Origin of the sequence: Actinomadura rifamycini DSM 43936 (genome assembly GCF_000425065.1) — a bacterium.
In the GTDB taxonomy this organism is placed as follows: Bacteria; Actinomycetota; Actinomycetes; order Streptosporangiales; family Streptosporangiaceae; genus Spirillospora; species Spirillospora rifamycini.
The window spans coordinates 25,593-48,689 of record NZ_AULB01000020.1; the positions used below are offsets into that span (position 1 = coordinate 25,593).

24 protein-coding genes are annotated in these 23,097 nt (G+C 72.5%); 9 read left to right on the plus strand and 15 right to left on the minus strand.

Annotated features, from left to right (window positions below; all coding sequences use genetic code 11):
* The first annotated feature begins 51 nt into the window (after positions 1–51).
* Positions 52–2,943 (plus strand): glycosyl hydrolase, encoded by a 2,892-nt coding sequence (locus H505_RS0119720; protein WP_026403362.1) that lies wholly within the window; start codon positions 52–54, stop codon positions 2,941–2,943.
* Between the two features lie 167 nt (positions 2,944–3,110).
* Here H505_RS0119720 and H505_RS43065 read toward each other — a convergent pair whose 3' ends face one another.
* Positions 3,111–4,070 (minus strand): LysR family transcriptional regulator, encoded by a 960-nt coding sequence (locus tag H505_RS43065; RefSeq protein ID WP_064743676.1) that lies wholly within the window; start codon positions 4,068–4,070, stop codon positions 3,111–3,113.
* A 94-nt stretch (positions 4,071–4,164) separates the two neighbouring features.
* On the opposite strand from H505_RS43065, the gene H505_RS0119730 reads away from it, so the two are divergent.
* Genes H505_RS0119730 through H505_RS0119740 form a run of 3 tightly spaced genes read left to right on the plus strand, consistent with a single transcriptional unit; the run spans position 4,165 to position 7,117 of the window.
* Positions 4,165–5,463 carry a CitMHS family transporter gene (locus H505_RS0119730; protein ID WP_026403363.1) on the plus strand — a complete coding sequence of 433 codons (1,299 nt, stop codon included), beginning with the start codon at positions 4,165–4,167 and terminating at the stop codon, positions 5,461–5,463.
* A 21-nt stretch (positions 5,464–5,484) separates the two neighbouring features.
* Positions 5,485–6,816, plus strand: coding sequence for an acyclic terpene utilization AtuA family protein (locus H505_RS0119735; protein ID WP_245592576.1), 1,332 nt, complete (start codon positions 5,485–5,487; stop codon positions 6,814–6,816).
* Positions 6,797–7,117, plus strand: a complete 321-nt coding sequence (locus tag H505_RS0119740; protein WP_026403365.1) for an AtuA-related protein — start codon at positions 6,797–6,799, stop codon at positions 7,115–7,117. The genes H505_RS0119735 and H505_RS0119740 overlap by 20 nt, the downstream gene beginning before the upstream one ends.
* Positions 7,118–7,132: 15 nt before the next feature.
* Here the strand turns inward: H505_RS0119740 and H505_RS0119745 are convergent, their stop codons facing one another.
* The 11 genes from H505_RS0119745 to H505_RS0119795 all read right to left on the minus strand — a co-directional run bounded on the left by H505_RS0119745 (position 7,133) and on the right by H505_RS0119795 (position 17,751).
* Positions 7,133–8,077 carry an alpha/beta hydrolase gene (locus H505_RS0119745; protein ID WP_026403366.1) on the minus strand — a complete coding sequence of 315 codons (945 nt, stop codon included), beginning with the start codon at positions 8,075–8,077 and terminating at the stop codon, positions 7,133–7,135.
* Positions 8,078–8,124: 47 nt separating this feature from the next.
* Positions 8,125–9,177: a hypothetical protein gene (locus tag H505_RS0119750; RefSeq protein ID WP_211238514.1), complete on the minus strand. Its 1,053-nt coding sequence runs from the start codon at positions 9,175–9,177 to the stop codon at positions 8,125–8,127.
* A 35-nt stretch (positions 9,178–9,212) separates the two neighbouring features.
* Entirely contained in the window at positions 9,213–9,632 is a 420-nt protein-coding gene (locus H505_RS47845) for a VOC family protein (RefSeq protein WP_051300908.1), read from the minus strand.
* Between the two features lie 81 nt (positions 9,633–9,713).
* The gene (locus H505_RS0119760; protein WP_026403368.1) at positions 9,714–10,928 is read right to left on the minus strand and encodes a cytochrome P450; all 1,215 of its coding nucleotides are present in this window, start codon (positions 10,926–10,928) and stop codon (positions 9,714–9,716) included.
* Between the two features lie 31 nt (positions 10,929–10,959).
* Positions 10,960–11,184 carry a ferredoxin gene (locus tag H505_RS0119765; protein WP_026403369.1) on the minus strand — a complete coding sequence of 75 codons (225 nt, stop codon included), beginning with the start codon at positions 11,182–11,184 and terminating at the stop codon, positions 10,960–10,962.
* Positions 11,181–12,080 (minus strand): SDR family NAD(P)-dependent oxidoreductase, encoded by a 900-nt coding sequence (locus H505_RS43075; RefSeq protein WP_034518815.1) that lies wholly within the window; start codon positions 12,078–12,080, stop codon positions 11,181–11,183. Before H505_RS43075 ends, H505_RS0119765 begins: the two co-directional genes overlap by 4 nt.
* A 23-nt stretch (positions 12,081–12,103) precedes the next feature.
* On the minus strand, positions 12,104–13,006 hold the full coding sequence (locus H505_RS0119775; protein ID WP_026403370.1) for an SMP-30/gluconolactonase/LRE family protein: 903 nt from the start codon (positions 13,004–13,006) through the stop codon (positions 12,104–12,106).
* 8 nt (positions 13,007–13,014) lie between these two features.
* On the minus strand, positions 13,015–14,979 hold the full coding sequence (locus H505_RS0119780; protein WP_026403371.1) for a flavin-containing monooxygenase: 1,965 nt from the start codon (positions 14,977–14,979) through the stop codon (positions 13,015–13,017).
* A gap of 263 nt (positions 14,980–15,242) precedes the next feature.
* A complete protein-coding gene (locus H505_RS0119785) occupies positions 15,243–15,656 on the minus strand; it encodes a nuclear transport factor 2 family protein (RefSeq protein ID WP_051300910.1) in 414 nt (137 codons plus the stop codon).
* 5 nt (positions 15,657–15,661) lie between these two features.
* Entirely contained in the window at positions 15,662–16,822 is a 1,161-nt protein-coding gene (locus tag H505_RS0119790; RefSeq protein WP_026403373.1) for a serine hydrolase domain-containing protein, read from the minus strand.
* A 56-nt stretch (positions 16,823–16,878) separates the two neighbouring features.
* On the minus strand, positions 16,879–17,751 hold the full coding sequence (locus H505_RS0119795) for an SDR family NAD(P)-dependent oxidoreductase (RefSeq protein WP_026403374.1): 873 nt from the start codon (positions 17,749–17,751) through the stop codon (positions 16,879–16,881).
* A gap of 245 nt (positions 17,752–17,996) precedes the next feature.
* On the opposite strand from H505_RS0119795, the gene H505_RS50640 reads away from it, so the two are divergent.
* Positions 17,997–18,587 carry a TetR/AcrR family transcriptional regulator gene (locus H505_RS50640; RefSeq protein WP_026403375.1) on the plus strand — a complete coding sequence of 197 codons (591 nt, stop codon included), beginning with the start codon at positions 17,997–17,999 and terminating at the stop codon, positions 18,585–18,587.
* Here H505_RS50640 and H505_RS0119805 read toward each other — a convergent pair.
* Positions 18,575–19,384, minus strand: a complete 810-nt coding sequence (locus H505_RS0119805) for an IclR family transcriptional regulator (RefSeq protein ID WP_026403376.1) — start codon at positions 19,382–19,384, stop codon at positions 18,575–18,577. The genes H505_RS50640 and H505_RS0119805 overlap by 13 nt on opposite strands.
* 384 nt (positions 19,385–19,768) lie before the next feature.
* On the opposite strand from H505_RS0119805, the gene H505_RS0119810 reads away from it, so the two are divergent.
* The 3 genes from H505_RS0119810 (at position 19,769) to H505_RS43080 (ending at position 21,764) form a co-directional block, all read left to right on the plus strand.
* The gene (locus H505_RS0119810; protein ID WP_026403377.1) at positions 19,769–20,947 is read left to right on the plus strand and encodes a 3-ketosteroid-9-alpha-monooxygenase, oxygenase component; all 1,179 of its coding nucleotides are present in this window, start codon (positions 19,769–19,771) and stop codon (positions 20,945–20,947) included.
* A gap of 80 nt (positions 20,948–21,027) precedes the next feature.
* On the plus strand, positions 21,028–21,273 hold the full coding sequence (locus H505_RS0119815) for a hypothetical protein (protein WP_026403378.1): 246 nt from the start codon (positions 21,028–21,030) through the stop codon (positions 21,271–21,273).
* Entirely contained in the window at positions 21,270–21,764 is a 495-nt protein-coding gene (locus tag H505_RS43080) for an FAD-binding oxidoreductase (protein WP_157433062.1), read from the plus strand. The genes H505_RS0119815 and H505_RS43080 overlap by 4 nt, the downstream gene beginning before the upstream one ends.
* A gap of 192 nt (positions 21,765–21,956) precedes the next feature.
* Here the strand turns inward: H505_RS43080 and H505_RS51775 are convergent, their stop codons facing one another.
* Entirely contained in the window at positions 21,957–22,358 is a 402-nt protein-coding gene (locus tag H505_RS51775; RefSeq protein ID WP_026403379.1) for an FAD-binding protein, read from the minus strand.
* Positions 22,328–22,537 (minus strand): FAD-binding protein, encoded by a 210-nt coding sequence (locus H505_RS52735; RefSeq protein ID WP_425248261.1) that lies wholly within the window; start codon positions 22,535–22,537, stop codon positions 22,328–22,330. Before H505_RS52735 ends, H505_RS51775 begins: the two co-directional genes overlap by 31 nt.
* A gap of 167 nt (positions 22,538–22,704) precedes the next feature.
* Between H505_RS52735 and H505_RS0119835 the strand changes: the two genes are divergently transcribed.
* Positions 22,705–23,070, plus strand: a complete 366-nt coding sequence (locus H505_RS0119835) for a hypothetical protein (RefSeq protein WP_026403380.1) — start codon at positions 22,705–22,707, stop codon at positions 23,068–23,070.
* Positions 23,071–23,097: the final 27 nt, after the last annotated feature.

Sequence of the window (23,097 nt, forward strand, 5' to 3'; positions counted from 1 at the left end):
GGTCCGCGCCGGGCCACGGCACCCACCCACCCCGCACACCAGGAGTCCCCCATGCCCCCCACCCCGCGCAGACGGCTGCGCGCCGGCGTCGTGGCGCTGCTGACGGCGATGGCCGTCGTCGTGGTGCCCGGCGCCGCCGCGGCCGCCCCGCCGTCCCCCTTCGGCGCCGCCTTCGCCCGCCAGTTCGCCGACCCGCCCGCCGACGCGCGGCCGAAGATCCGCTACTGGTGGGCGTGCGGGCAGATCGCGCCGGAGGAGATCGAGACCGAGATCGAGGCGGTCGCCGACCGCGGGTTCACCGCGGTCGAGATCGCCTGCATGTTCAGCACGGACCCCGGCGAGTACGGCTGGGGCGGCCCGGTCCTCACCGACCGGCTCCGGCGGGCCGTCGAGGCCGGACGGCGGCACGGCGTCCGCGTCGACCTCACCGTCGGGCCGTCCTGGCCGCTGGTCGTTCCCGGCCTGACCCCGGACGACCCGCGGGCCGCGCAGGAACTCGCCTACGGGCGCGCGACCGTGAAGGGCGGCGCGGCCTACGACGGCCCCGTGCCGGCCGCGCCGGAACCGAAGGCGGGCGTCACCAAGCAGACGCTGGTGGCGGCGCAGGCGATCCGCTGCGCGCAGGAGTGCACCGGGACCAAACCCGTCGAGCTGGAGAAGAACTCCCTGGTCGACCTGACCGGGTCGGTCCGCGACGGCCGGATCACCTGGACGGCGCCGGACGGCGGGGAGTGGCTGCTGTTCGGCTACTGGCAGCGCGGCACCGGTCAGGCGCCCGTCTCCGGCCAGTCGGTGTCGGAGCAGGCCGCCCACGTCGTCGACCACTTCAGCGCGGCCGGGGCCGAGGCGGCGACGGGCTTCCTCGACGCGAACGTCCTGACGCCGGAACTGCGGCGCCTGCTGAAGCGCAACGGCGGCGACCTCTTCGAGGACTCCCTGGAACTCGACTCGGCGCAGCACTGGACCTGGGACCTGACGACCCGTTTCCGCAAACTGCGCGGCTACTCCCTGCGCGACAACCTGCCGGTGCTGTTCATCGAGAACATCCACCGCCAGTACACGTCCGCCACCCCTGCGGACGAGCCCGACTTCACGTTCGGCGACGGCAGCGGCGAGCGCGTCCGCGACGACTACTACCGCACGCTGACCGACCTCTACATCGACGCGCACGTCCGTCCCCTGCAGAAGTGGGCGCACTCGCGGGGACTGCGCTACCGCGCCCAGCCCTACGGCACGACGGTCGACACACCGACGATCGACGCGGCCGTCGACGTTCCGGAGACGGAGTCGCTCGGAGGCAGCGGCGGTTACACCGACGAGCCCTCCCGCTGGATCGCCGACGGCGCCGTCCACCTCGGCGGCAAGAAGGTGTACTCGCTGGAGTGCTGCGCCGCCTACGACCATGCCTACGCGCAGACCTGGCCGCAGATGCTGGGGCACTTCAACACGGCCTTCGCGCACGGCGTCAACCAGGTCGTCTTCCACGGGTTCGCCAACGAACGCGCACTCGGCTCGCAGTGGCCGGGCTTCTCCCCGTTCACCATGCAGGCCGGCGGCAACGGCTTCTCCGAGGCCTGGGGTCCGCGGCAGCCCACCTGGGACGACACCGGCGAGATCACCGACTGGACGGCGCGCATGCAGTACGTGCTGCGCCAGGGCCGCCCCTCGGTCGACCTCGCCGTCTACCGGCACGAGTACGGCGCCGAAGTGCAGGTGCCGAACACGGCGGGGTTCACGCACGACTACGTCGGCCCCGACCAGCTGGACGGGACACGGGTGCGGAACCGCCGGCTCGCCCCGGACGGGCCCGCCTACCGCGCGCTGATCCTCGAACGGCAGGCCACGCTCCCGGTGGAGACCGCGCGGCTGCTGCTGCGGCACGCGGAACGCGGCCTGCCGATCGTGATCGTCGGCGACCCGCCGTCCCGGACGCCCGGCGCCCGCGACGCGGCCCGGCAGGACGCCGAGCTGGCACGGATCGTCCAGCGGCTCCTCGCCCAGCCCTCGGTCCGCCGCGTCCCCGACCGCGCGGCGCTGCCCGGGACGCTGCGCGGCCTCGGCGTGCGCCCCTCGGCGGAGACGGGCGCGGCGTCCGGGCTGCTCACCGTCCGGCGCGACCTGAACCGCGGGCGTCTGTACTACCTCCACAACCCCACCTCGAAGGCGATCACGGCTTCGGTGGCGCTGGAGGGGAACGGCCGTCCGTACGAGCTCGACGCGTGGACCGGCGAGATCACCCCGATCGGCCGATACCGGGTCTCCGGAGGAAGGACGACCGTGCGGGTCGATCTTGCGCCGGGCGGTTCCACCGTGCTCGCGCTGGCCGGTCGCCCCGGCAGGCACGTGACCGCGACGTCCGCCGGCGACGTGGTCATGCAGAACGGCCGTCCGCACCTGCGTGCGACGGAACCCGGCGCCCACACGGTGACCTTCGACAACGGCAAGCGGATCCGCGTGAACGTGCCGAAGGTCGATCGGCCCGTGCGGCTGGACGACTGGACGTTGACGGTCGACGACTGGCATCGGGGCGCCGACGGCTCCCGGGAGATCACCCGGCACCGGATGCGACTCGACGCGCTACGGCCCTGGTCGCGCATCCCCGAACTCCAGGACGTCTCCGGCGTGGGGACGTACACGACGACGGTGCGGCTCGACGGCGCCGACGGCGCCCGCCTCGACCTCGGCGAGGTCACCGACACCTTCACGGTGACCGTGAACGGGCGCGCGATCCCGCCGTCCGACCAGGTCAGCGGACGGGTCGACCTCTCCGGTCACCTGCGCCCCGGTGAGAACACGATCACGGTCCGGGTGGCGACGCCGCTCCGCAACCGCCTCCGCGTCACCCCCGGATTCCCCGGCCAGGCGCAGCAGGCCCGCCAGGACTACGGCCTCATCGGGCCGGTCCGGCTCGTCCCTCACCGCCAAGTGCCGATCCAGAACTGACGACCGCATCTGAAAAGCATGTTCAGCCCCCGGGCGAAAGCCCGGGGGCTGAACGGGCGAGGGCCGGGCGAGGCGGCGGGCGCCGTAGCTGTTGCTCATCTGGCCGATCCGAAGTCGACCGACCGGGGAGAGCCAACATCGAGTCCGCACGTATTGATGCGGTCCGGCTATATCCGCTGATCCACTGGGTGCTGCCGGTCGTTCGTCCATTCCGCGCCGACGAAATGCGGTGACTCTTCCGCCGGGCCTTCTTCGAGCAGCTTCAGGAAGTGCTTGACGACCGGTGCCTGGGGACGTCGCGGGTCGAACAGGATGCCGATCGGGCGGGTGAGTTCGGGCAGGACGAGCCGCCGCCGTTCGAGACGCGCGAACTCGATGAGCGGCAGGACGAGCCCGGGGACGGCCGACACCCCGAGCCCGGCGGCGGCGAGCCCGGCGACGGCGGCGATGTTGCGGGCCTCGGTCACCGGGCCGAGCCGCACCTCGGCCTCGCGCAGCGCCCGGTCGGTGAAGGCGCGGACGCTGCTGGCCGGGTCGAAGGCGATGAACGGCTCGTCGCCCAGCTCCGTCCAGGGGAGCGGATCCGGTTCCGCCGCGAAGCGGTGGTCGCGGGGGAAGACGCAGTAGAAGTGGTCGACGGCGATCTGGCGGAAGCCCAGGCCGTCCTGCGGGCCGGTCGGGACGGTGACCGCCAGATCGACGTGGCCGCCCCGGACCCGGTCGAGGACCTGGCCCAGTAGCCCGTCCTCAATTTGGACGCGGACGTCGGGGTGGTCGCGGCGGAACCGGGACACGATCGCGGGCAGCAGCGTGGCGGCCAGCGAGGGCAGCGCCGCGATCCTGACCAGGCCCCGGGTGCCGGCCAGGAAGCCGGTGAAGTGGCCGATCCCGCGGTCGAACTCCGCCACCACCCGTTCGGCGACCTGGGCGAACTCCTGGCCCGCGGGGGTCAGCAGCACCCGCCGCGTCGTGCGCTCGAACAGCACGACGCCGACGCGGCGCTCCACCTCGGCGACCGTCCGGCTCAGCGACGACTGGGCGAGCCGCATACGCTCGCCCGCGGCCGTGAAACTGCCCTCCCGGGCGACGGCCAGGACGATGCGCAGCTGCTGGATGGTCAGGTCCATGCGCTCTCCGCATCAATGTATGCGCGATCGATGTTGGACGAACAAGAGTGTCGGACCTCACACTCGTCGGCAACCCCGGAAAGGAGGTGGGCACATGGTGGCCGCGCTCGGCTTCGTCACCATCGGGCTGTTCCTCGCCCTGACCCTCACCAGGAAGGTGTCGGTGCTGCTCGCGCTCGTGCTGGTGCCGATCGCGACCGCGCTCGCCGGCGGGTTCGGCGGCGAGCTCGGCGGCATGATCGCCGACGGGATGGTCAAGGTCGCCCCGGTGGCCATCATGATCACCTTCGCGGTGCTGTACTTCAGCCTGATGATCGACAGCGGGCTGTTCGACCCGGCGATCCGCCGGGTGCTGCGCTGGGCCGCGGGCGACCCGATGAAGATCACCGTGGGCACGGCGGTGCTGACGCTGCTGGTGGCCCTCGACGGGGACGGGGCGTCCACGTTCCTCATCACCGTCTCCGCACTGCTGCCCATCTACAAGCGGCTCGGCATGCGGCCGGTGGTCCTGACCGGCGTGGTCTGCCTCGGCGCCGGGGTGATGAACCTGGTTCCCTGGGGCGGCCCGACCGCGCGCGCGATGGCGGCGCTCAAGCTGGACGGCTCCGACATCTTCCTGCCCGTCCTGCCCGCCATGGTCGCCGGGATCGCGTGGGTGCTGCTCGCGGCCTACCTCATCGGACGCCGGGAACGCGCCCGGCTGGCCGAGCGGGGCGAGGCGCTGCCCGACCCGGAGCCGGACGCGGCCCCCGCCGCGGCGGACGCGGCCCCGCGGACGGCACGGGCGCTCTTCTGGTTCAACCTGCTGCTGACCGTCGCGCTGATCGCGGCGCTGGTCGCGCAGCTGATGCCGCTCGAGGTGCTGTTCGCCGTGGCGTTCGTCGTCGCGCTCGCCGTCAACCGGCCGACGTGGCCGCGGCAGCAGGAACTGCTGGAGAAGCACGGCGCCAACGTCATCCTCGTCACGGCGATGATCTTCGCGGCGGGCGTCTTCACCGGCATCCTGGGCGGCACCGGAATGATCAACGAGATGTCCCGCGCCATCGTGTCGGTCGTCCCGGACGCCGCCGGGGGCCTCCTGCCGACCGCGACCGCCGTCACGGGCATGCCGCTCAGCCTGGTGTTCACCCCGGACGCCTACTACTACGGCGTCATGCCCGTCGTCGCCGAGACGAGCGCGGGGCTGGGCGGCGATCCCGCCGAGATCGGCCGGGCGGCGATCCTGGGGCAGATGACCACCGGCTTCCCCCTGAGCCCGCTGACCGCGTCCACGTTCATCCTCCTCGGGATGGCCAAGGTCGAGTTCGGCGCGCACCAGCGGTTCATCTTCGGCTGGGCCTTCGGCACCACGCTCGTCATGACCGCGGTCGCGCTGCTCACCGGCGCCATCTGACCATCGACCATCGGGGCTCCCATGACCGACAGCACGCCCACGAACACCACGTCCATGCGGATCGGGTGCGGCGCCGGGTTCGCCGGCGACCGCGTCGAGCCCGCCGCCGACCTGCTCGACCGCGGCGACCTCGACGTCCTCGTCCTGGAATGCCTGGCCGAGCGGACCATCGCGCTCGGCCACCGCCGCCGGCTGAGGGATCCCGCCCACGGCTACGAGCCGCGGCTGCGCGCCCGGCTGGCGGCGCTGCTGCCCCGGGCGGCCCGGCGGCGCGTGCCGATCGTCAGCAACATGGGCGCGGCCAACCCGCGCGCCGCCGGCGAGGCCGCGCGAGACCTGGCCCGCGAACTCGGGCTGGACGGCCTGCGGATCGCCGTGGTCACCGGCGACGACGTGCTCGACCGCATCGACCTCGGCGCCCCCGCCCTGGAGGACGGCAGGCCGCTGGCGGAGCACGGCCCCGTCATCTCCGCCAACGCCTACCTCGGCGTCGACGCGCTCATGCCCGCCCTGGCGGCGGGCGCCGGCGTCGTCCTCACCGGCCGGGTCGCCGACCCGTCGCTGTTCCTCGCGCCCCTCGCCCACGGCCTCGGCTGGGACCCGGACGACCTGCCGCGCGTCGCCGCCGGGACCATGACCGGCCACCTGCTGGAATGCGCGGGGCACCTCACCGGCGGCTACTTCGCCGACCCCGGCCGCAAGGACGTCCCGGGCCTCGCCGACCTCGGCTTCCCCTTCGCCGACGTCGACGCCGCCGGGACGGCCGAGATCGGGAAGCTCCCCGGCACCGGCGGGCTGGTCTCCCGCGCCACCGTCCGCGAGCAGCTGCTGTACGAGATCACCGACCCCGCCGCCTACCTGACCCCCGACGTCGTCCTCGACCTGCGGGGCGTCACCGTCGAGGACGTCCGCCCGGACGTCGTGCGGGTGCGCGGGGCCGCGGGCCGCCCCCGCCCGGACACGCTCAAGGTCAGCGTCGGCTACCACGCCGGGCACCGCGCCGAAGCGGAGATCTCCTACGCGGGCCCGAACGCCCGGCGCCGCGCCGAACTCGCCGGCGAGATCGTCGCGGAGCGGCTCGGACGGGCCGGGGTGCGCCCGCGCACCGGCGTCATCGGCACGCCCGACGGGGAGTGCCGCCTGCGCGTCGCGGCGATCACGCCGACGCCCGAGCGCGCCGACGACGTCTGCCACGAGGTCGAGGCCCTCTACACGAACGGCCCCGCCGGGGGAGGAGGCGTCCGCACCCGGACGGACGAGGTCATCGGCATCGTGTCGACCCTGCTGCCCCGCGAAGCCGTCACCCCCGCCACGCACGTCCTGGAGGTCTCCGGTGCGCACGAGACTGCATGACATCGCGCACGCCCGCGCGGGCGACAAAGGCGATACTTCGACGATCTCGGTCTTCCCCTACCGCGACGAGCACTACGCCGACCTGGTCAGGGAACTGACGCCCGAGGCGGTCCGCCGCCATCTCGGCGTCCGGGGCGACGTGGTCCGCTACGAGCTGCCGAACCTGTGCGCCCTGCACTTCGTGTGCCGCCAGTCCCTCGACGGCGGCGTCACGACGTCCCTCGCGCTCGACACCCACGGCAAGAGCCTCAGCTCCCACCTGCTGTCCCTGGAGGTGGACGTCCGCGCCGCCGCCCCCTGAGCCGCCGGGCGCCGTTCACCAGGGCAGCGGATGGCGGAACTTGGCGTTCAGGAGGGCGCCGATCTCCGCCATCGCCAGCCGTGCGCGAGCGAGGTGGTCGACTTGCATCGCGAACCCGTGCGTCAGGCCCGGGTAGCGGGTCACGGTGGTCTGGACCCTGGCCTTGACGAGGCGGGACGCGTACCGCTCGCCCCAATCGCGAACCGGGTCGCATTCGGCCACCGCGACGATCGCCTGGGGAAGGCCGGACAGGTCCTCGGCCAGGATGGGGAGGACGTACGGCGAGGTGGATCCGAATCCCTCGCCGGACAGTTCGCGGAGGTAGCGGATGTCGTCGAGCGTCAGGCCGGGGCCGTGGGCGAACTCCGCGATCGACTCCGCGGCCATGTCGGCGTCCACGCCGGGATAGATCAGCACCTGGCAGCCGAGCGCGGGGCCGCCGTCGTCGCGTGCCTTGAGCGCGACGCCGGCGGCCAGCGTGCCGCCCGCGCTGTCGCCGACGACGCCGATGCGGCCGGGGTCGACTCCGAGCCGGGCGGCGTTCTCGGCGACCCACGCGGTGGCGGCGCAGCAGTCGTCCAGTTGGGCGGGCACCGGGTGTTCCGGCGCGAGCCGGTAGTCGACCGCGAACACCTTGGCGCCCGAGTGGTGCGCGAGGTTGATCGCCGTCGGGCGGAACGAATGGTTCGAGCCCATCACCATGCCGCCGCCGTGGAAATAGACCACGGCGGGAGACGGGGTCCGGCTACCGGGCGTGTAGACGTCGAGGCGGAGCCTTCCGCCGGGTCCGGGGATCCAGACGGTGTCGACCCCGGCCATGTCCGGCAGCCCCTCGGGATGCGGCAGCCCTTCCAGCCATGCGCGGACGCTCCGGAAACCGGCGTCCGCCATCCGGACGGGTTTCGTCGCGGCCCTGGCTTCCTGCAGCGCTCGCACGTCCGGGTCGAGCCTGGGGTCCATTCGTGCTCCTGGGGGCGTCACGGCGGCGGCCTGGCGGGACGTCCGGTTCAGACGGCGCCGCGGACGGCCAGTGGCGCCTCCGCGGGGTACTCGCGGGGAGCCATCTCGTAGGTCCTGTTCAGCAGCGCGATGAACTCCGGATCGGTCATCGGGTCGGTGGGCTCGGTGAACCTGACGCCCCTGCGCCTCAGGTCGTGGGCCAGCACCTCGAAGACCTTCTCGTGGGTCAGGTCGTCGGTGCGGTCGAGGTACGTGCGGACGTCCGACAGCTCGTCGAAGACCAGGGCGGTGTAGTGGAAGAGCGTCCGCATGTCGCGGTCGCGGTAGCGCGCGATCTCCTCGTCGCCGTTGCGGATCACCCAGTGGTCGGGGTCCTCGGAGTGCAGCAGCGACTCCAGGCGGATGTCGGGGTGGTCGCGTTGGTGGGCGGGGCCGTTGCTCTCCCTGCGGTGGTACATCTTCGAGTTGTCCGACAGGATGCACGTGTTGTCGAACGGGGCCCTGAACCGCTGCGGAGGCAGGTCGGGGCCGTCGGGCCAGTAGGTGAAGCCCCCGTCGATGTCGGAGTTGTAGAAGTACGTAATCATCTGCCCGGTCTTGACGGCCCAGTGGTCGAACAGGCCGGACTTCGCCATGACGCTGAGCAGCCAGATCGGCGTGTTCACGATCGAGCAGCCGCGCCAGTTGGCGCTGTCGAAATGGCCGGCGTCGAAGCTGTGCGAGGGGACTCCGGTGTTGAAGAGCATGTGGAGGGCCAGGCCGTACTTCGCGCCGTGCATCTCCCTGACCGGGTCCAGCAGCTTCTTGCTGAAGTAGAGGTCGTGGAGCTCGGGGTAGAAGACGACCCCTTCTTCGGCGAGGTAGTCGCGGAAGACCGGTGCGATGAAGTCCGAGAGGCTCACCTCGGCCGGGTCCACGTCGGCGCCGCCGGAGACGGCGAGGTACTCCTCCGTGGACGAGAAGTGGTGGGCGAGCACGAGCTTCCACGGAGCGTGCCGGCGGACGACGCCGAACAGGGCCTCGACCTCGTCCGGCTCGTAGAAGTCGTGGATGAGCGTGGGGTGCATGACCGGCGTGATGGGGTGGCGCTCCGTGGTCACGACGCTTCCTTTCTCGGCTGGAGGGCTCGGACGGCTCAGGCCAGCGGCTCGATGATCTCGATCAGATTGCCGCCCGGGTCCTGCACGAACACGACCCTCACTCCGTGCTCCGCCTCGGTCTTGAGCGGTCGCACGACCGCCGCCCCGGCGTCCACCGCGCGCTCCAGGGCGGAGTCGATGTCGCCGACCCGTATTCCCAGCACGATCCCGCCGGGCTCCGGGACGGGCCGGGCCGGGAACTTCAGCAGGACGAGCGTGCAGCCCTCGTCGTTCGCGGCGTGCGTGATGATCTCTTCGAGCTCCCACTCGGTGCCCGCGCTGGACTTCACCCGCTGGATGACCTTGAAGTCGAAGGCCCGGCCGTAGAAGTCGAGCAGCGCTTCGGGGTCGTCGGTGACGATCTTGACGAAGGGCACGGTCGCGGGGATCGTCGCGGCATCGGCGGTGGGTGACATGTGTTCGGCTCCTTTGCGGATCTCAACGGCCGCCGGACCGGGGAGTCCGCTTCTCCCGGAAGGCGCCGGCGGGCCCGGGGGTCACCAGGTGACGGGGAGGTCGGTCATGCCCCCGGTGAGGACGCCCTCCAGGTAGACCGGTTCACCGGCGAGCTTCAGTTCGGGCAGGCGGCGGAACAGGGTGGCGATGCCGACCTGGAGTTCCATGCGGGCCAGCGGGGCGCCGAGGCAGTGGTGGAGCCCGTGGCTGAGGGTGAGGTGCGGGTTGCGCTCCCGGGTGACGTCGAACCGGTCGGAGTCGGCGAAGACGCCGTCGTCGTGGTTGGCGGTGCCCAGATCGACGGCGACCGCGTCCCCGGCCTTGATGAGGACGCCGTCGAGCTCCACGTCCTCGGAGGCGACGAAGGGGACGAGTCCGGCGAAGCCGCCCGTGTCGCGGTCGAGGACATAGCCGCCGTGCCGGAGGATCTCCTCGACCGCGGTCGGGATGACGCCGTCGATGTCGGCCAGCAGCGCGGCGTGCTGCGCGGGGTCGGCCAGCAGCGCCTGGACGCCGAGCTCGATGAAGTTCGCCGTGTTGTCGAAGCCGCCCGCGACCAGCAGCATCGCGATCTGGATGATCTCGTCGTCGGTGAGCCGGTCGTCGGCGTCCCGGGCGGCGACGAGGGCGCTGAGCAGGTCGTCCCGCGGGTCGTCCCGCTTCCGCGTCATGAGCTCCTGCAGGTAGAGGTACAGCGAGGTCATCGCCTCGGTGACCTCGTCCTCGGTCATGCCGGAGGTGGCGAGCATCGCGTGGCTCCACCGGACGAAGTCGCCCCGGCCGTCCTGCGGAACGCCGAGCATGTCGCCGATGACCCGGATGGGCAGCCGGAGCGCGAAGGACTCGACGAGGTTCGCGGGCGGCCCCGCCGCGACCATCGCGTCGACGAGTTCGTCGGCGATGTCCTGGACCTTGCCGCGCAGCCGCTCGACGCGACGCAGCGTGAACGCCTTGGACACCAGCCGGCGGAACCGCGTGTGGTCCGGCGGGTCCATGAACTGCAGGGTCTGGGTCAGGAACGCCGGGAACTCGAAGGCGTAGGGGACCGGGCGTCCGTCGGTGAAGGGCTTGCGCACGAAGCGGCGGTCCTCCAGCACGGCGCGGCAGGTCTCGTGTCGGTGGAGCATCCAGCATTCGCCGCCGACGGGGAACGCCACCTTCGTCATCGGACGGTCGTCGCGGATCGCCCGCATGATCTGCAGGGCCTCGGCCGGGGGGACCGGGCCGAACGGGAACTCGGCTTTGGCGACGGTCATGGTCGTGTGTCTCCTGGGTCTGGTGCGCGGGTCAGCTGGGCTCGACGGGGGCGCCGGTCTCGTCGTGGACGGTGATGGCCGAGGTCGGGCACAGTTCGAGGGCTTCGAGCACGTCGTCGGAGGGGGCGACCGAGGCGGCGACTGGCCGGGACCTGCCGTCCTCGAGAACGAAGTGGCCGCCGGCGGCGGTCACGCACATCTGGTTGCCGATGCAGCGGCGCCGGTCGACCTCGACCGTCCACCGGCCCCCGCTCACGACCGGTCTCCGGGCTCGTCGATGCCCATCAGCTCCGTGATGCGCGCCTCGGAGGGGTCGCAGATCTCCTTGATCCGGTCGGCGACCGTCTCGGGGGTGAGCGCGGGGTCGTGGACGCCGGGGGTGGTCATCATGACCTGCCGGGAGACCGTGCCGCCGGCGGCGTTCAGCACCTCGCCGGTGAGGGTGCAGGCCGCGTGGGCGAGGTAGGCGGCGACGGGGGCCACCATCTCCGGCGGCATGTGCGCCTTCATGTACTCGGCGGTGCCGGGCGGCAGCGCGTCGGCGGCCACGTCCATCATGCGGGTGCCGGCGCCGGGCGCCACCGCGTTCACCTTGATGCCGTGGGCGGCCCCCGCGACGGCGAGGTTGCGGGTGAGGCCGTAGACGGCGCCCTTGGACGACCCGTAGTGCACCATGTCCGGAACGCCCATCATCGCGGCGGAGACCGTGTTGACGATGCGTCCCTCTCCGGCCTCGGCGAGGTGCGGCCACGCGGCCTTGGCCATGAGCAGGGCGCCCTTGAAGTGGACGTCGAGGAACGCCTGCACGGTGTCCGGGGTGAGGTCCTCGAACGTCGAGAGCCGGTAGTTGCCCGCGTTGTTGATCAGCGCGTCGATCCGTCCGAACGCCTCCAGAGCGCCGTCGACGATCGACCGGGCGCCCTCGGCGGTGGCGACCGACCGGCAGTTCGCCACGGCGGAGCCGCCCGCGGCGGTGATCTCCTCGACGACGTGCGCCGCGGGTCCGGGCGACGGCGCGCCGCCGTCGGTGTCGCCGCCGAGGTCGTTGACGACGACGTTCGCGCCGCGACTCCCCAGGAGCAGGGCGTGGGCCCGGCCGATGCCGCGGCCCGCGCCGGTCACGATCACCGTCTTGCCGGTGAAGTCGAGCATGGTGGTTCCTCTCGGTGCGCGTGTCAGGGACGGGTGGTTCCGCCGGAGACGTCCACCCGCGCCGCCCAGATCGACCCCTGGGCGCCCTTGCGGGACGCCTCCCAGTCGAAGACCTCGAAGCCGCAGCACAGGTAGAGGGTGGTGCGATCCGGGCCGCCCAGCCCGCAGGCAGTGCTGGACCCCGCCTCTTCCGGCGGGACGGTGACGCGGCCGGTCACCTCGCCGCCCTCGACGATCCGCAGCGCGCGGAACGCGGGCGGCTGGGCGACCCAGACGGCGCCGTCGGCGTCCATGCACATCCCGTCGGGCAGCTCGTCGAGCTCGGCGAACACGCGGCGTCCGGTCAGCGCCCCGTCCGGCCGGACGTCGAACGCGGTGAGCCTGTTGGCGAACGCCTCGGCGGTGACGACCGTGGACCCGTCCGCGCTGATCGCGATGCCGTTCGCCCCCATCAGATCGCCGGCCTCGGTGGCGACGCGCGCCGTGCCGTCCGGCTCCACGATCAGGATGGGGGAGGGCGCCGGGGCCTCCTGCGCCCACAGGTTGAAGCCGAGCTGGGTGACGTACGCGCGCCCGGCGGCGTCCACCACCATGTCGTTGATCGGCCCGGCGGCGAGGTCGCGCAGGTCGGCGTGGACGGTGACGGCGCCGCCGCCGTCCACGGCCAGGACGAGCTTCTCGAACATCGAGTTCACCAGCATCCGGCCGTCGGGCAGGAAACCGGTGCCGACCAGGATCACCGGCTCGCCGTCGCGGCCCTCCCGGCCGGACAGGTCGACCAGGGTCTCGGGGGTTCCCCCCTCCGGGGGCAGGGCCAGGACGCGCGCGTTGTACATGTCGCTGAAGACGAAGCGGCCCTCGTGCCAGCGCGGGCACTCGGTCCAGCTGAAGCCCTCGGCGATGCGGTCGGCGGTCGCCTCGAACATGGCGTGCCTCATTTCGGGGTGGTGGTTGCGGTGGCGTCGAAGAAGAGGTGGTCCGCGGGATCGGGGGCGCGGAGCATCGCCCAGTAGTCCACGAGCCGCCACGGGCAGCTGATCCAGGCGCGGCCGGCCTCGTTGCGGTAGTAGCCGTTCGCCGTGCCGCCGTGCCGCCAGACCGTCCTGTCGAGGGACGCGTCGACGCGCCGGTTGTACTCGTCGGTCACGTCGCGGCGGGGCTCCATGGCGGAGCGGGAGTTCTCGACCAGATACCGGAGGCACTCGATCAGGTAGTGGACGTGTCCCTCGCTGACCGAGTTGTGGCCGCCGCCGTGGTTCGGGGCGGAGTTCGGGCCCGCCGTGACGAAGAGGTTCGGGAACCCGGGGACCGTGATCCCGAGGTGGGCGCGCGGGTCCTGGCCGGACCACTCGTCGGCGAGCTTGCGGCCGTCCCGCCCGATGACGTCCATGAACGAGAGGAACTCCAGCTTGAAGCCGGTCGCGAAGACGATGGCGTCGGCCTCGATGAACTCGCCCTCGGTCGTCACGACGCCGTGCGGCTCGATGCGCCGGAACGACGCCCGGTGCAGCGAGACGTCGTCGCGGGCGAGCGCCGCGAGGAACCCCGGGTCCTTGACGATGCGCTTCGCGTACGGGGGGAAGTCGGGGGTCAGTGCCGCGCGGATGTCGGGGCGGTCGGGGAACGTGCGCTCGAGGTAGTCGAGGCACGCGCGCAGGACGACGTCGTTGGCGGCCGACACGGACGGACGGTCGGCGTCCCACCCGGGGTCGATGCGCGGTTTGTCCCATCCTTTGTCGCCCGCGTACCAGTACGTCTTCACACGGAACCACTGCTGGTAGTACGGGATGTGGGACATCGCCCACCGGGCGCCCTCGGGGACGGCCTTGTCGACCATCGGCTCGGGCACCATCCAGTGGGGCTGCCGGCACACGACGTGCAGCTCCGCGACGCGGCCGGCCAGGCTCGCCGCGACCTGGACGGCCGTGCAGCCGGTGCCCAGCATGACGACGCGCTTGCCGGTCAGGTCCACCGCCGGGTCCCACTCGGCCGTGTGCATGACGGTGCCGGCGAAGGAGCCGATGCCCTCGATGTCGGGCGTCGAGGGCGCGTTGAGCATGCCCGTGGCGGTCACCACGGCGTTCGCCTCGTGCACCCGGACGGCCCCGTCGGCGGAACGGACCGTCACCCTCCACCGGCACGACGTCTCGATCCACTCGCACCGCAGCACTTTCGTCCCGAAGGCGATGTTGGGGCGGAGGCCGTACTTGTCGACCACGTGCCGCATGTACTCCAGGTACTCGGGGCCGGTCGGGTAGTACATCGACCAGTCCGGGTTGAGTTCGAAGGAGTACGAGTAGAAATGGCTGGGCGTGTCGACGGCCGCACCCGGATACACGTTGCGCGACCAGGTTCCGCCGATGTCGTCGCGCTCCTCGAAGATCAGGTATTCGAAACCCGCCTCGGCGAGTTTGACGCCCGCGTTCAGCCCGACCATTCCCGCGCCGATGACGATGACGCGGAAACCGTCCGGCGGCGCCTTGGTGGCGGGCACCTGCCGCCGGTCCGGCTCGAATCCGCACATCTCCCGCAGGTGCGCCGCGAACTCCCGCCCGACGGAGTCGTCCACGCACACCTCGGCCATGCGCAGGAACAGGTCGTCGTCCGGAACGGTCAGCCGCGGGGTCATCCCGCCTTCGAACAGCGCGAACGCCCGCGCGCGGACGTCCGCCGCGACCGTGTCCGGGTACCGGCCGGGAACGCCGGGCCCGTCGCCCCGCTCGGCGTCGAGCCTCGCGCGGAACTCGCTCAGCAGCGAGGCGTCGCCGGTCATGTGGACCATCGCCATGAGCAGCGGGCCGGGCTCCGCGGCGTCCACCGCGGTCCGCAGCCGCGCACGGTCCACGTCGGGCACCGGCCGCACGACATAGGTGGGTTCGGTCGGCGATATGACGGTCATGGGCACCGGAATCCTTCGCTCACTTTCGACGAGCCGCGCGCGGGCACCGGCGTCGCCGGTGCGGTGCGGGCGCTGCCCATCAGGAAATCGCCCGCCGACGGCCCGCGCCGCACGGCCGCCCAGTGAGTGGAACACTTCACTCGGCCGTTCATCGGAAATTGTGAGAAGGAAGGAAATAACGCAGAAACGCCTCCGGCCCCCGGAATTCGGTCCGGGGGCTGAAGGCGTCGGAATCGGGTCGGCGTCGGCGCCGTCCCGAAGGGTCAGACGACCACGCGGCGGCGCGCCAGGCGCCAGCCGTGCTCGAGGCGCCGCAGGACGTCCTGGTACTGGCCGAAGGCGAGGATCCGGCCGGTGCCGTCGTCGCCGCGGCCGACGAGCGTCCAGTAGCAGCGGGACCGCGCGGAGTCGGCGCCGTCGAAGTCGACCTCGACGTTCGTGACGACGTGCCGGGTCCCCGACCCGGGGCCCGCGACGCCCTTCTCCCGGTAGCCCGCCAGCACGCGGGCGATCTCGCCGGGTCCCCGGAAGGCGCCGTCGCGGGTCTCCCACACGCCGTCCGGGGCGAACAGCGCGCCCGCGTCGGCGGGGTCGCCCTCGTCGGCGAGGAAGGCGAAGCGCGACAGCAGGTCGCAGATCTCCGCGCGGTCGTCGCCGCGGCCGGTTCCGTTCGGCATCCCGCTCAGCTCCCTTCCCCGCGGTCGGCGGCGACGGCGCGGACCGCCTCCGCGATCGGGACGAACGGGTGCGCGGACGCCTCCATCGGGCCCTCGTGCATCCGGTTGTGGCAGATCGACACGGCGAGGCCGGTGTCGAGCTCCGCCCAGGAGATCGACCCGCCCGCGCCGGGGTGGTGCAGGATCCGGGGATCGGCGCCGACGGCCGGGTTCGCCGTCGGGCTGGACCCGCCCAGCCAGTAGCCGAACGCGCTGACCGCCGCGACGCCCCCGAGGTAGCGGTCGGGGACGCCGGCCTCGTCGCGGGGCTCGGCGAAGCCGTCCACGCGGTCGGCGGGCAGCAGCCGGACGCCGTCCAGCTCGCCGTGGCCCGCGAGCATGGCGAAGAACCGGGCGAACGAGCGCGCGTTGCCGATCGCGCCCGCCCCCGGGTTGACCGTCCGCCGCGCCAGCCCGGTGTTGTAGACGGTGGAGCCGGGGAACACCTGGCGCGGCATGCCGCGCAGGTAGTCGGCGGGCGCGTCGGGCGCCGGGTCGCCGCCGAGCAGCCGGGCGACCCGCGCGTCCTCGGACTCCGGCAGCGGCAGGAAGAGGTCGGTGATGCCGAGCGGCTCCACGATCTCCTCGCGGATGAGCGCGTCGACCGTCCGGTGCGCGGGATCGGCGCGCCGGGCGATCTCCCCGACGATCCAGCCCCAGATCAGCGCGTGGTAGGCGTTGGTGCGGCCGGGCTCGAACGCGGGTTCCATCTCGGCGATGGCGCCGGCCATCCAGTCCCAGTCGGCCTGCCGCTCGGGCGTGACGTCCGCCGGCATCCACGGGATGCCCGCGCGGTGGCTCAGCACGTCCCGGACGGTGACGGCCTCCTTGCCGTTGCGGGCGAACTCGGGCCAGTACGTCCCGACGGGTTCGCGGTAGTCGACGAGCCCGCGCGCCGCCAGGATGTGCAGCGCCGTGGCGGTGATCGCCTTGGTGACCGAGAAGACGTTGAACAGGGTCGTCCCGTCCACCTCCCGCCCGGTCCGCGGGTCGGCGGCTCCGGCCCACGCGTCGACGATGAGCTCGCCGTCCAGGTAGGCGGCGACCTGGAGGCCCTCCTCGCCGAGCTCGCGGGCCCGGTCGAGCGCCTTGGTGATCCTCGGATCCTGCTCGGGTGCGGCACCCATCTGTGCCCCTTTCTGCACGGGTACGGCGGCGGACGCGCGGGGGCGCGTCCGCCCGGTCAGGCGGAGCGGTCGGCCGCCAGGACCTCGAACATGCCGCGGGGGTCCGGCGGCTCGGTCTGCCGGCCGAGGTGGTCGGCGCGGGCCCGCAGCGCGTCGGCGCCCCGCTCGTCGTCGGAGAAGACCCAGAAGCGGCCCGCCGCGATCTGGTCGGTCATGTGCCGGGCCGCCTCCACCGGGTCGAGCCCGCTCGCGACGTTGGCGCGCCGCATCCAGTCGAAGAGGCGGTCGGAGTCGGGGTCTCCGGCGGGCGCGGCCTCCTGCGCGTCGAGGAAGATCCGGCTGCGCACCGAGTGCGGCAGCACCGCGCAGACCTCGACGGGCGCGCCGACCAGCCGCAGCTCCTGGTGCAGGCACTCGGTCATGGCGAGCACCGCGTGCTTGCTGACGATGTAGGGGGTCTGGAAGGGCACGGTCCGCACCCCGCCGACCGACGACAGGTTCGCCACGACGGCCGGACGCCCGGCGGAGATCATCCGGGGGACGAACGAGCGCACGCAGTGGTACACCCCGTCGACGTTGACCGACATCACCTGCCGCCACCGGGCGGCCGGCACGTCCCACAGCCGTCCGGCGGTCTCGATGCCGGCGTTGTTGATCAGCAGGTCCAGGGCGCCGAAGTCCGCGAAGACGTGCTCGGCCATGCGGTCGACGGCCGCGTCGTCGGTGACGTCCACCTCGTACGGGACGGCCCGGCCGCCGCCCGCGCGGACGTCGTCCGCGACGGCCTCGGCCCGGCCGCGGTCCACGTCGGCCACGACGACCCGCGTTCCGAGCGATGCCAGGTGGCGGACGAACCCCTCCCCGATCCCCGCACCGCCGCCGGTCACCAGCGCCGTTCCGTTCCCGAACCGTTCGGCTGCACTCGCCACACGTCCTCCTGCGGGCTCTGCGGTGTCGCGGCGCCCCGGACCGGCGGGCCGCGCGTCGGCCCACGGTGGCCGATCCGCCCGCGCGGTGGGGAGCGCGTCTCCCACTGGGCGGACGGTCCGTTCGGTGTTCCGGTCGGTGGACGCCCCCGGTCGGGCGATTACGCTTGTTCTCTAGGCTCGGATCGGCGGCACGAAGTCCAGCACCGGAAAGGGGGCTCGGCGTGAAGACCCCGGCGCGACGGACGTTGACCGAACGCCGATTCGAGGAGCTGCGGCTGTCGGTGGCGATGGCCGCCCGCGACCTGTTCGTCCTCGACGGCGGTACCGCCCCCACGGTCGACAGCATCTGCGCGCGCGCCGGGATCTCCCAGCGCACGTTCTACCGGCACTTCGCCGTCAAAGAGGACGTCGTCGTCCCGCTGTTCGAGCGGGCGGCGGAGCTGATCACCGAGGCGCTGGAGAACGCTCCCGAGGACGGCGACGTCGTCACCGTCCTCGCCCGGGTCTTCTCCTGGGACGTGTTCGAGGACGCCAGGCCGGGCGAGCCGTGGCGGCGGTTCCTCACCGTGATCACGGAGTCGTCGGAGTACCGGCTGCGCTGGCACGCGATCGACGAGCCGCTGACCGGCCCGGTCGCCGACTTCCTGCGGCGCCGCGGGCTCCTGGACGGGGGACCGTTCGAGAGCACCCTGCAGGCGGGCCTCGTCCTGCAGGCCACCCGGCTGGCCTACCAGCACTGCATCCGCACCGACGGCTCCAGCGACCTGGACAAGCTGCTCGAGCGGTCCCTCACGATCGTCGTGTCGTCCTGGAGCCAGGACGATCAGGCGCGCTGAGGCGCCTCGGCCCGCCCGCGCACGGCGGGACGGGACGGCCGCGTCCCGCTCCGCGCGGCCTTCGCGGCGGCCCAGATCCTCGCGGCGGTGCCCTGCAGGTCGCCGCCCAGCCGCTCCTGCTTGAGGACGCCCGCCGGTCCGGTGATCGACAGCGCCGCCGAGGCTCGTTCGGTGGGGCCTACCGCGGTCGCGAGCGAGGCGAGCCCGACCGCCGCGCCGTGCGCGTCGAAGGCGACGCCGAATTCGCGGATCTTGTCGAGCTCCCGCTCGAGCTGGTCGCGGGACCGCAGGCCGTAGGCGGTGGACGGGGGCGGCAGTTCGCCCCGCGGACGCTCCGCGGGGTCCAGCCCGGCGAGCAGGACGCGGCCCGCGGCCGTGTGCGGCGCGGGCTGGCGCGCCCCGACCTGCCAGCAGTCCCCGTCGTCCGGCCGCCCGCCCGCCCGCTCGACGTGCAGGATGTCCGCGTCGAGCAGGACGCTGAGATGGACCGTCAGGCCCGTCCGCATGTGCAGGTCCTGCATGAAGGGGCCCGCGACGCGGCGGATCCCGTCGCCCCGCACGACCAGCGAGCCGAGCTCGAAGATGCGCAGCCCGAGCCCGTACTCGAACCCGTGCCGCTCCACCCAGCCCAGCTCGACGAGCCGCTGCAGGATCCGGTGCGCCGAGGACCTGGGCAGGCTCGACCGCCGGGAGATCTGGGCGAGCGTGAGCCGCCGCGAACCGTCGAACACCCCGAGCAGCGACGAGACACGGTCGATCATCGCCGCCGGCGCCTGCTCCGCTTGCGATGAGGTCATGGCCCCTCCTCCAGCGCCGCGATCACTTGATGGCAGATCCTGCGCGTGTGGCAGAACCTGCCACGGTGGTGCGATGCTATGCAGAGTTCACATGGCTGTAAAGAGCAGACGAACGTTTGTTTGGTTTGTCGCCACGCTGCGCGACGGCGCGCTCGCGAAGGCCGGATCGATCGGGCCGGGCGCCACCGGCTGAGCCGACGGCGGCTCGCCTGACGGGCTCTTCGGCCGGCCGGTTCTCCCGCCCATTGGGAGGGTTCGTGGCCGACGTCTTCGGGGGTGCTTAGCGTCGGGAGGCAGGCGTTGCAGGTCACCGGCGGTGACCGCCCGGCACACCCACCCTGCCCGGCCCCGGCCCCGCCGGGCCCCGACTCCCTGGAGGTCTTCGTGACCACGACCCAGAACCCCTTGGACGACGAGGTCCGCGTGATCGAGGCGGTCGCGCCGCCCACCCGGTACGCGCGCGGATGGCACTGCCTCGGCCTGCGAGAGCAGTTCACCGACGGTGAGCCGCACGCGGTCGAGGCATTCGGGACCAAACTGGTGGTGTTCGCCGACAGCACGGGCAAGCTCAACGTGCTGAACGCCTACTGCCCCCACATGGGCGGGGACCTCACCCAGGGCGAGGTGAAGGGCGACGCGATCGCCTGCCCGTTCCACGACTGGCGCTGGGCCGGCAACGGGCGGTGCGCCGGCATCCCGTACTCGAAGCGGGTGCCGCCCCGGGCCCGGACGAAGTCGTGGCTCACGCTCGAGCGCAACGGGCAGCTCTTCGTGTGGCACGACCCGCAGGGCAACACGCCGCCGCCCGAGGTGACCATCCCGGAGATCGCCGAGTTCGGCTCGGACGAGTGGACGTCGTGGACCTGGAACAGCGTCCTGATCGAGGGCTCCCACTGCCGGGAGATCGTCGACAACGTCGTGGACATGGCGCACTTCTTCTACGTCCACTACTCGTTCCCGACGTACTTCAAGAACGTCTTCGAGGGGCACATCGCCAGCCAGTACATGAACGGCAAGTCCCGTCCCGACGTGGACCTCGGGACGCACTACTCGGGCGACGAGCGGACCAACGTCTCCGAGGCGTCCTACTACGGGCCGTCCTACATGATCAACCCGATGAAGGGCACGGGCGGCGGGGTGACCACCGAGTCCATCCTGATCAACTGCCACTACCCCGTGTCGCCGACCGGCTTCGTGCTCCAGTGGGGAGTGATGGTCAAGCGGCAGGAGGGCGTCTCCATGGAAGAGGCGGAGCAGATGGCGGAGGCGTTCGCCCTCGGCGTGGAGAAGGGTTTCATGCAGGACGTCGAGATCTGGCAGAACAAGGCCAAGATCGACAACCCGCTGCTGTGCGACGAGGACGGCCCGGTCTACCAGCTCCGACGCTGGTACGAGCAGTTCTACGTCGACGTCGAGGACGTCACCCCGGAGATGACCCAGCGTTTCGAGTACGAGATCGACACGCAGCGCGCCAACGAGTTCTGGGAGAAGCAGGTCGAGGAGAACATCGCCGCGGGCCGCCTCGTCAAGGTCGAGCCGGAGCCCGCGAAGGCCGAGGGCTGACCGGGCGCCACCACGACCGCGCGGGGTGCGGTGCGCACCCCGCGGGTCCCTTGCCGAGAACGGACGTCAGGAGTCGATACGTGCAGCCCGTGTCCTGCCATCTGTGCGGTTCGTGCGTACTGGTCAAGAAGAACAGCCTCGCGCACACCGAGGTCCAGTGGACGACCGACACGAACCGGTGCCTCGAACTGAACGAGCGGGCCGAGCGCGGCGTGCTCCGCGGCACCGTGCCCACCTGCCTGCAGTTGCGCGACAGCATCGAGGCGGCCGTGCGCTCCGGGGCGGTTCGGGTGCCCGTCCCGGACCTCGAGGACGGCGGGCCGTGACCGGAACCGGGGCATGCGCGGTGACGGTCGTCGACGTCGTCGAGGAGACCGCGGACGCCCGGTCGCTGCTGCTCGCCGCGCCGGACGAGGCGCGCGACCGGTTCGGCTACCGGCCGGGCCAGTTCCTCACGCTGCGGATCCCGGGCGACGGCGGCTCCGGGACGGCCCGCTGCTACTCGCTGTCGAGCGCACCGGGCGTCGACGAGCACCTGAAGGTCACGGTGAAGCGGGTGGCCGGCGGGTTCGGGTCGAACTGGATCTGTGACAACGTCCGGCCGGGTGACACGCTCGAGGTTCTTCCGCCCGCCGGCCTGTTCACGCCGGAACGCCTGGACGGCCGCCTCCTCCTCTTCGCCGGCGGCAGCGGCATCACCCCGGTGATGTCGATCGTCAAGGCGGTGCTGGCGCGGCCGGAGGGAAGCGCGGCGCCCGGCGGCCGCCCCCCCGCGCCGGACCGGTGCTCTGCTACGCCAACCGCGATGGCGAGGTGAAGATGCTGCGCAACGACGTCCTCGAAGAGGAGGACCTGGCGGAGGGCTGGGTGCTCGGCTGCCAGTCCGTGCCGGTGACCGACGGCGTCGACGTCACTTACGACTGAATGTCCCCGACGACGGAGACCGGGAACACGGTGCGGGGGGCCCGGCGGCGTTCCCGTCGCCGGGCCCTCCCCACGGACCGTCGCGTCACGTCCCGGGGACGGGCCGGGCGGCCGCGTGGCGGGCGGCGACGTAGCCGAAGGCGATGGCGGGCCCGATCGTGGCGCCCGCGCCGGCGTACTCGTTGCCCATCACCGAGGCGGACGCGTTGCCGGTGGCGTAGAGCCCCTCGATCGGGGCGCCGTCGCCGTCCAGGACCCGGGCGTGCTCGTCGGTGACGAGGCCGCCCTTGGTACCGAGGTCGCCGACGTCGAGGCGGACCGCGTAGTAGGGCCCGGCGCCGATCCGGTCGAGGTTGGGATTGGGCAGCGTCGGGTCCCCGTAGTAGTGGTCGTAGGCGCTGTCGCCGCGGCCGAAGTCCTCGTCGCGGCCGTTCCGGGCGAAGCCGTTGAAGCGCTTCACGGTGGTCTTGAGGGCATCCGCGGACACGCCGATGCCCCGGGCGAGCTCGTCGAGGGTGCCGGCCTCGGTGACCAGGCCGGTGGCGTACCAGTCCCGGGGGAACGGCTGTCGGCGTCGTGGTCGAAGCCGCCGGTGGCGATGACGACGCCGCGCCGCGCCCGGACGCGCAGGGTGCGGCCGCCGCGCTCCGCCACGGCGCCGGTCACCCGGCCCTCCTCGACGACCAGGTCGGTGAGCGGGGAGTCCAGTCACAGCGGGATTCGGAGGTCCCGCATCGTCAGCCGGAGCCGGACCACGAGCGAAGCGCCGAGCGTCTTCATGTGGCGGCGCCGCACGAGGTTGCCGAGCACCCGCCAGGCGGCGATCCATCGGGATGGCGGAGGGCGCGTACGCCTCCCAGGTCGGGTGGCTGCGGACCCGGCTCGGCGCGTCGTGGAGCGGGTTCCCGCCCGGCACCGACGACTTCGGCAACGCCCGCCTCGCCGCCGCGGGCGTCCCGATGGAACTGCGGCGGCAGATCCGGCGCGACCAGGTGGTGGCCACGCGGCGGGCGGCCGCCGCCGTGGACCACCTGTTCGAGCACTCCGGCGGTGAGGTCGTGCGCCCGGGCAACCCCGTGGAGCAGGCGTGGCGGAACATCCACACCACGCAGGCGCACGCCCTCATCGACCTCGACCGGACCCTGGCCATGTACGGCGCGGGCGAACTGGCGGTCGACGTCCATCCGCCGATGGTCTGAGACCGCCGCGCCCGGGGCGGGGAACAC

What these genes read in the sequence shown, in the direction of transcription:
- H505_RS0119730 (WP_026403363.1), top strand. Translation starts at nt 4,165, where the DNA reads ATGGTGGCCGCGCTCGGCTTCGTCACCATCGGGCTGTTCCTCGCCCTG.
- H505_RS47845 (WP_051300908.1), bottom strand. Translation starts at nt 9,632, where the DNA reads ATGTCACCCACCGCCGATGCCGCGACGATCCCCGCGACCGTGCCCTTC.
- H505_RS0119760 (WP_026403368.1), bottom strand. Translation starts at nt 10,928, where the DNA reads ATGACCGTCGCCAAAGCCGAGTTCCCGTTCGGCCCGGTCCCCCCGGCC.
- H505_RS0119780 (WP_026403371.1), bottom strand. Translation starts at nt 14,979, where the DNA reads ATGACCGTCATATCGCCGACCGAACCCACCTATGTCGTGCGGCCGGTG.
- H505_RS0119835 (WP_026403380.1), top strand. Translation starts at nt 22,705, where the DNA reads ATGGCGGAGGGCGCGTACGCCTCCCAGGTCGGGTGGCTGCGGACCCGG.
- H505_RS43065 (WP_064743676.1), bottom strand. Translation starts at nt 4,070, where the DNA reads ATGGACCTGACCATCCAGCAGCTGCGCATCGTCCTGGCCGTCGCCCGG.
- H505_RS0119775 (WP_026403370.1), bottom strand. Translation starts at nt 13,006, where the DNA reads ATGTTCGAGGCGACCGCCGACCGCATCGCCGAGGGCTTCAGCTGGACC.
- H505_RS0119745 (WP_026403366.1), bottom strand. Translation starts at nt 8,077, where the DNA reads ATGGACCCCAGGCTCGACCCGGACGTGCGAGCGCTGCAGGAAGCCAGG.
- H505_RS0119805 (WP_026403376.1), bottom strand. Translation starts at nt 19,384, where the DNA reads ATGACCTCATCGCAAGCGGAGCAGGCGCCGGCGGCGATGATCGACCGT.
- H505_RS0119735 (WP_245592576.1), top strand. Translation starts at nt 5,485, where the DNA reads ATGACCGACAGCACGCCCACGAACACCACGTCCATGCGGATCGGGTGC.
- H505_RS0119785 (WP_051300910.1), bottom strand. Translation starts at nt 15,656, where the DNA reads ATGCCGAACGGAACCGGCCGCGGCGACGACCGCGCGGAGATCTGCGAC.
- H505_RS0119720 (WP_026403362.1), top strand. Translation starts at nt 52, where the DNA reads ATGCCCCCCACCCCGCGCAGACGGCTGCGCGCCGGCGTCGTGGCGCTG.
- H505_RS43075 (WP_034518815.1), bottom strand. Translation starts at nt 12,080, where the DNA reads ATGCTCGACTTCACCGGCAAGACGGTGATCGTGACCGGCGCGGGCCGC.
- H505_RS0119790 (WP_026403373.1), bottom strand. Translation starts at nt 16,822, where the DNA reads ATGGGTGCCGCACCCGAGCAGGATCCGAGGATCACCAAGGCGCTCGAC.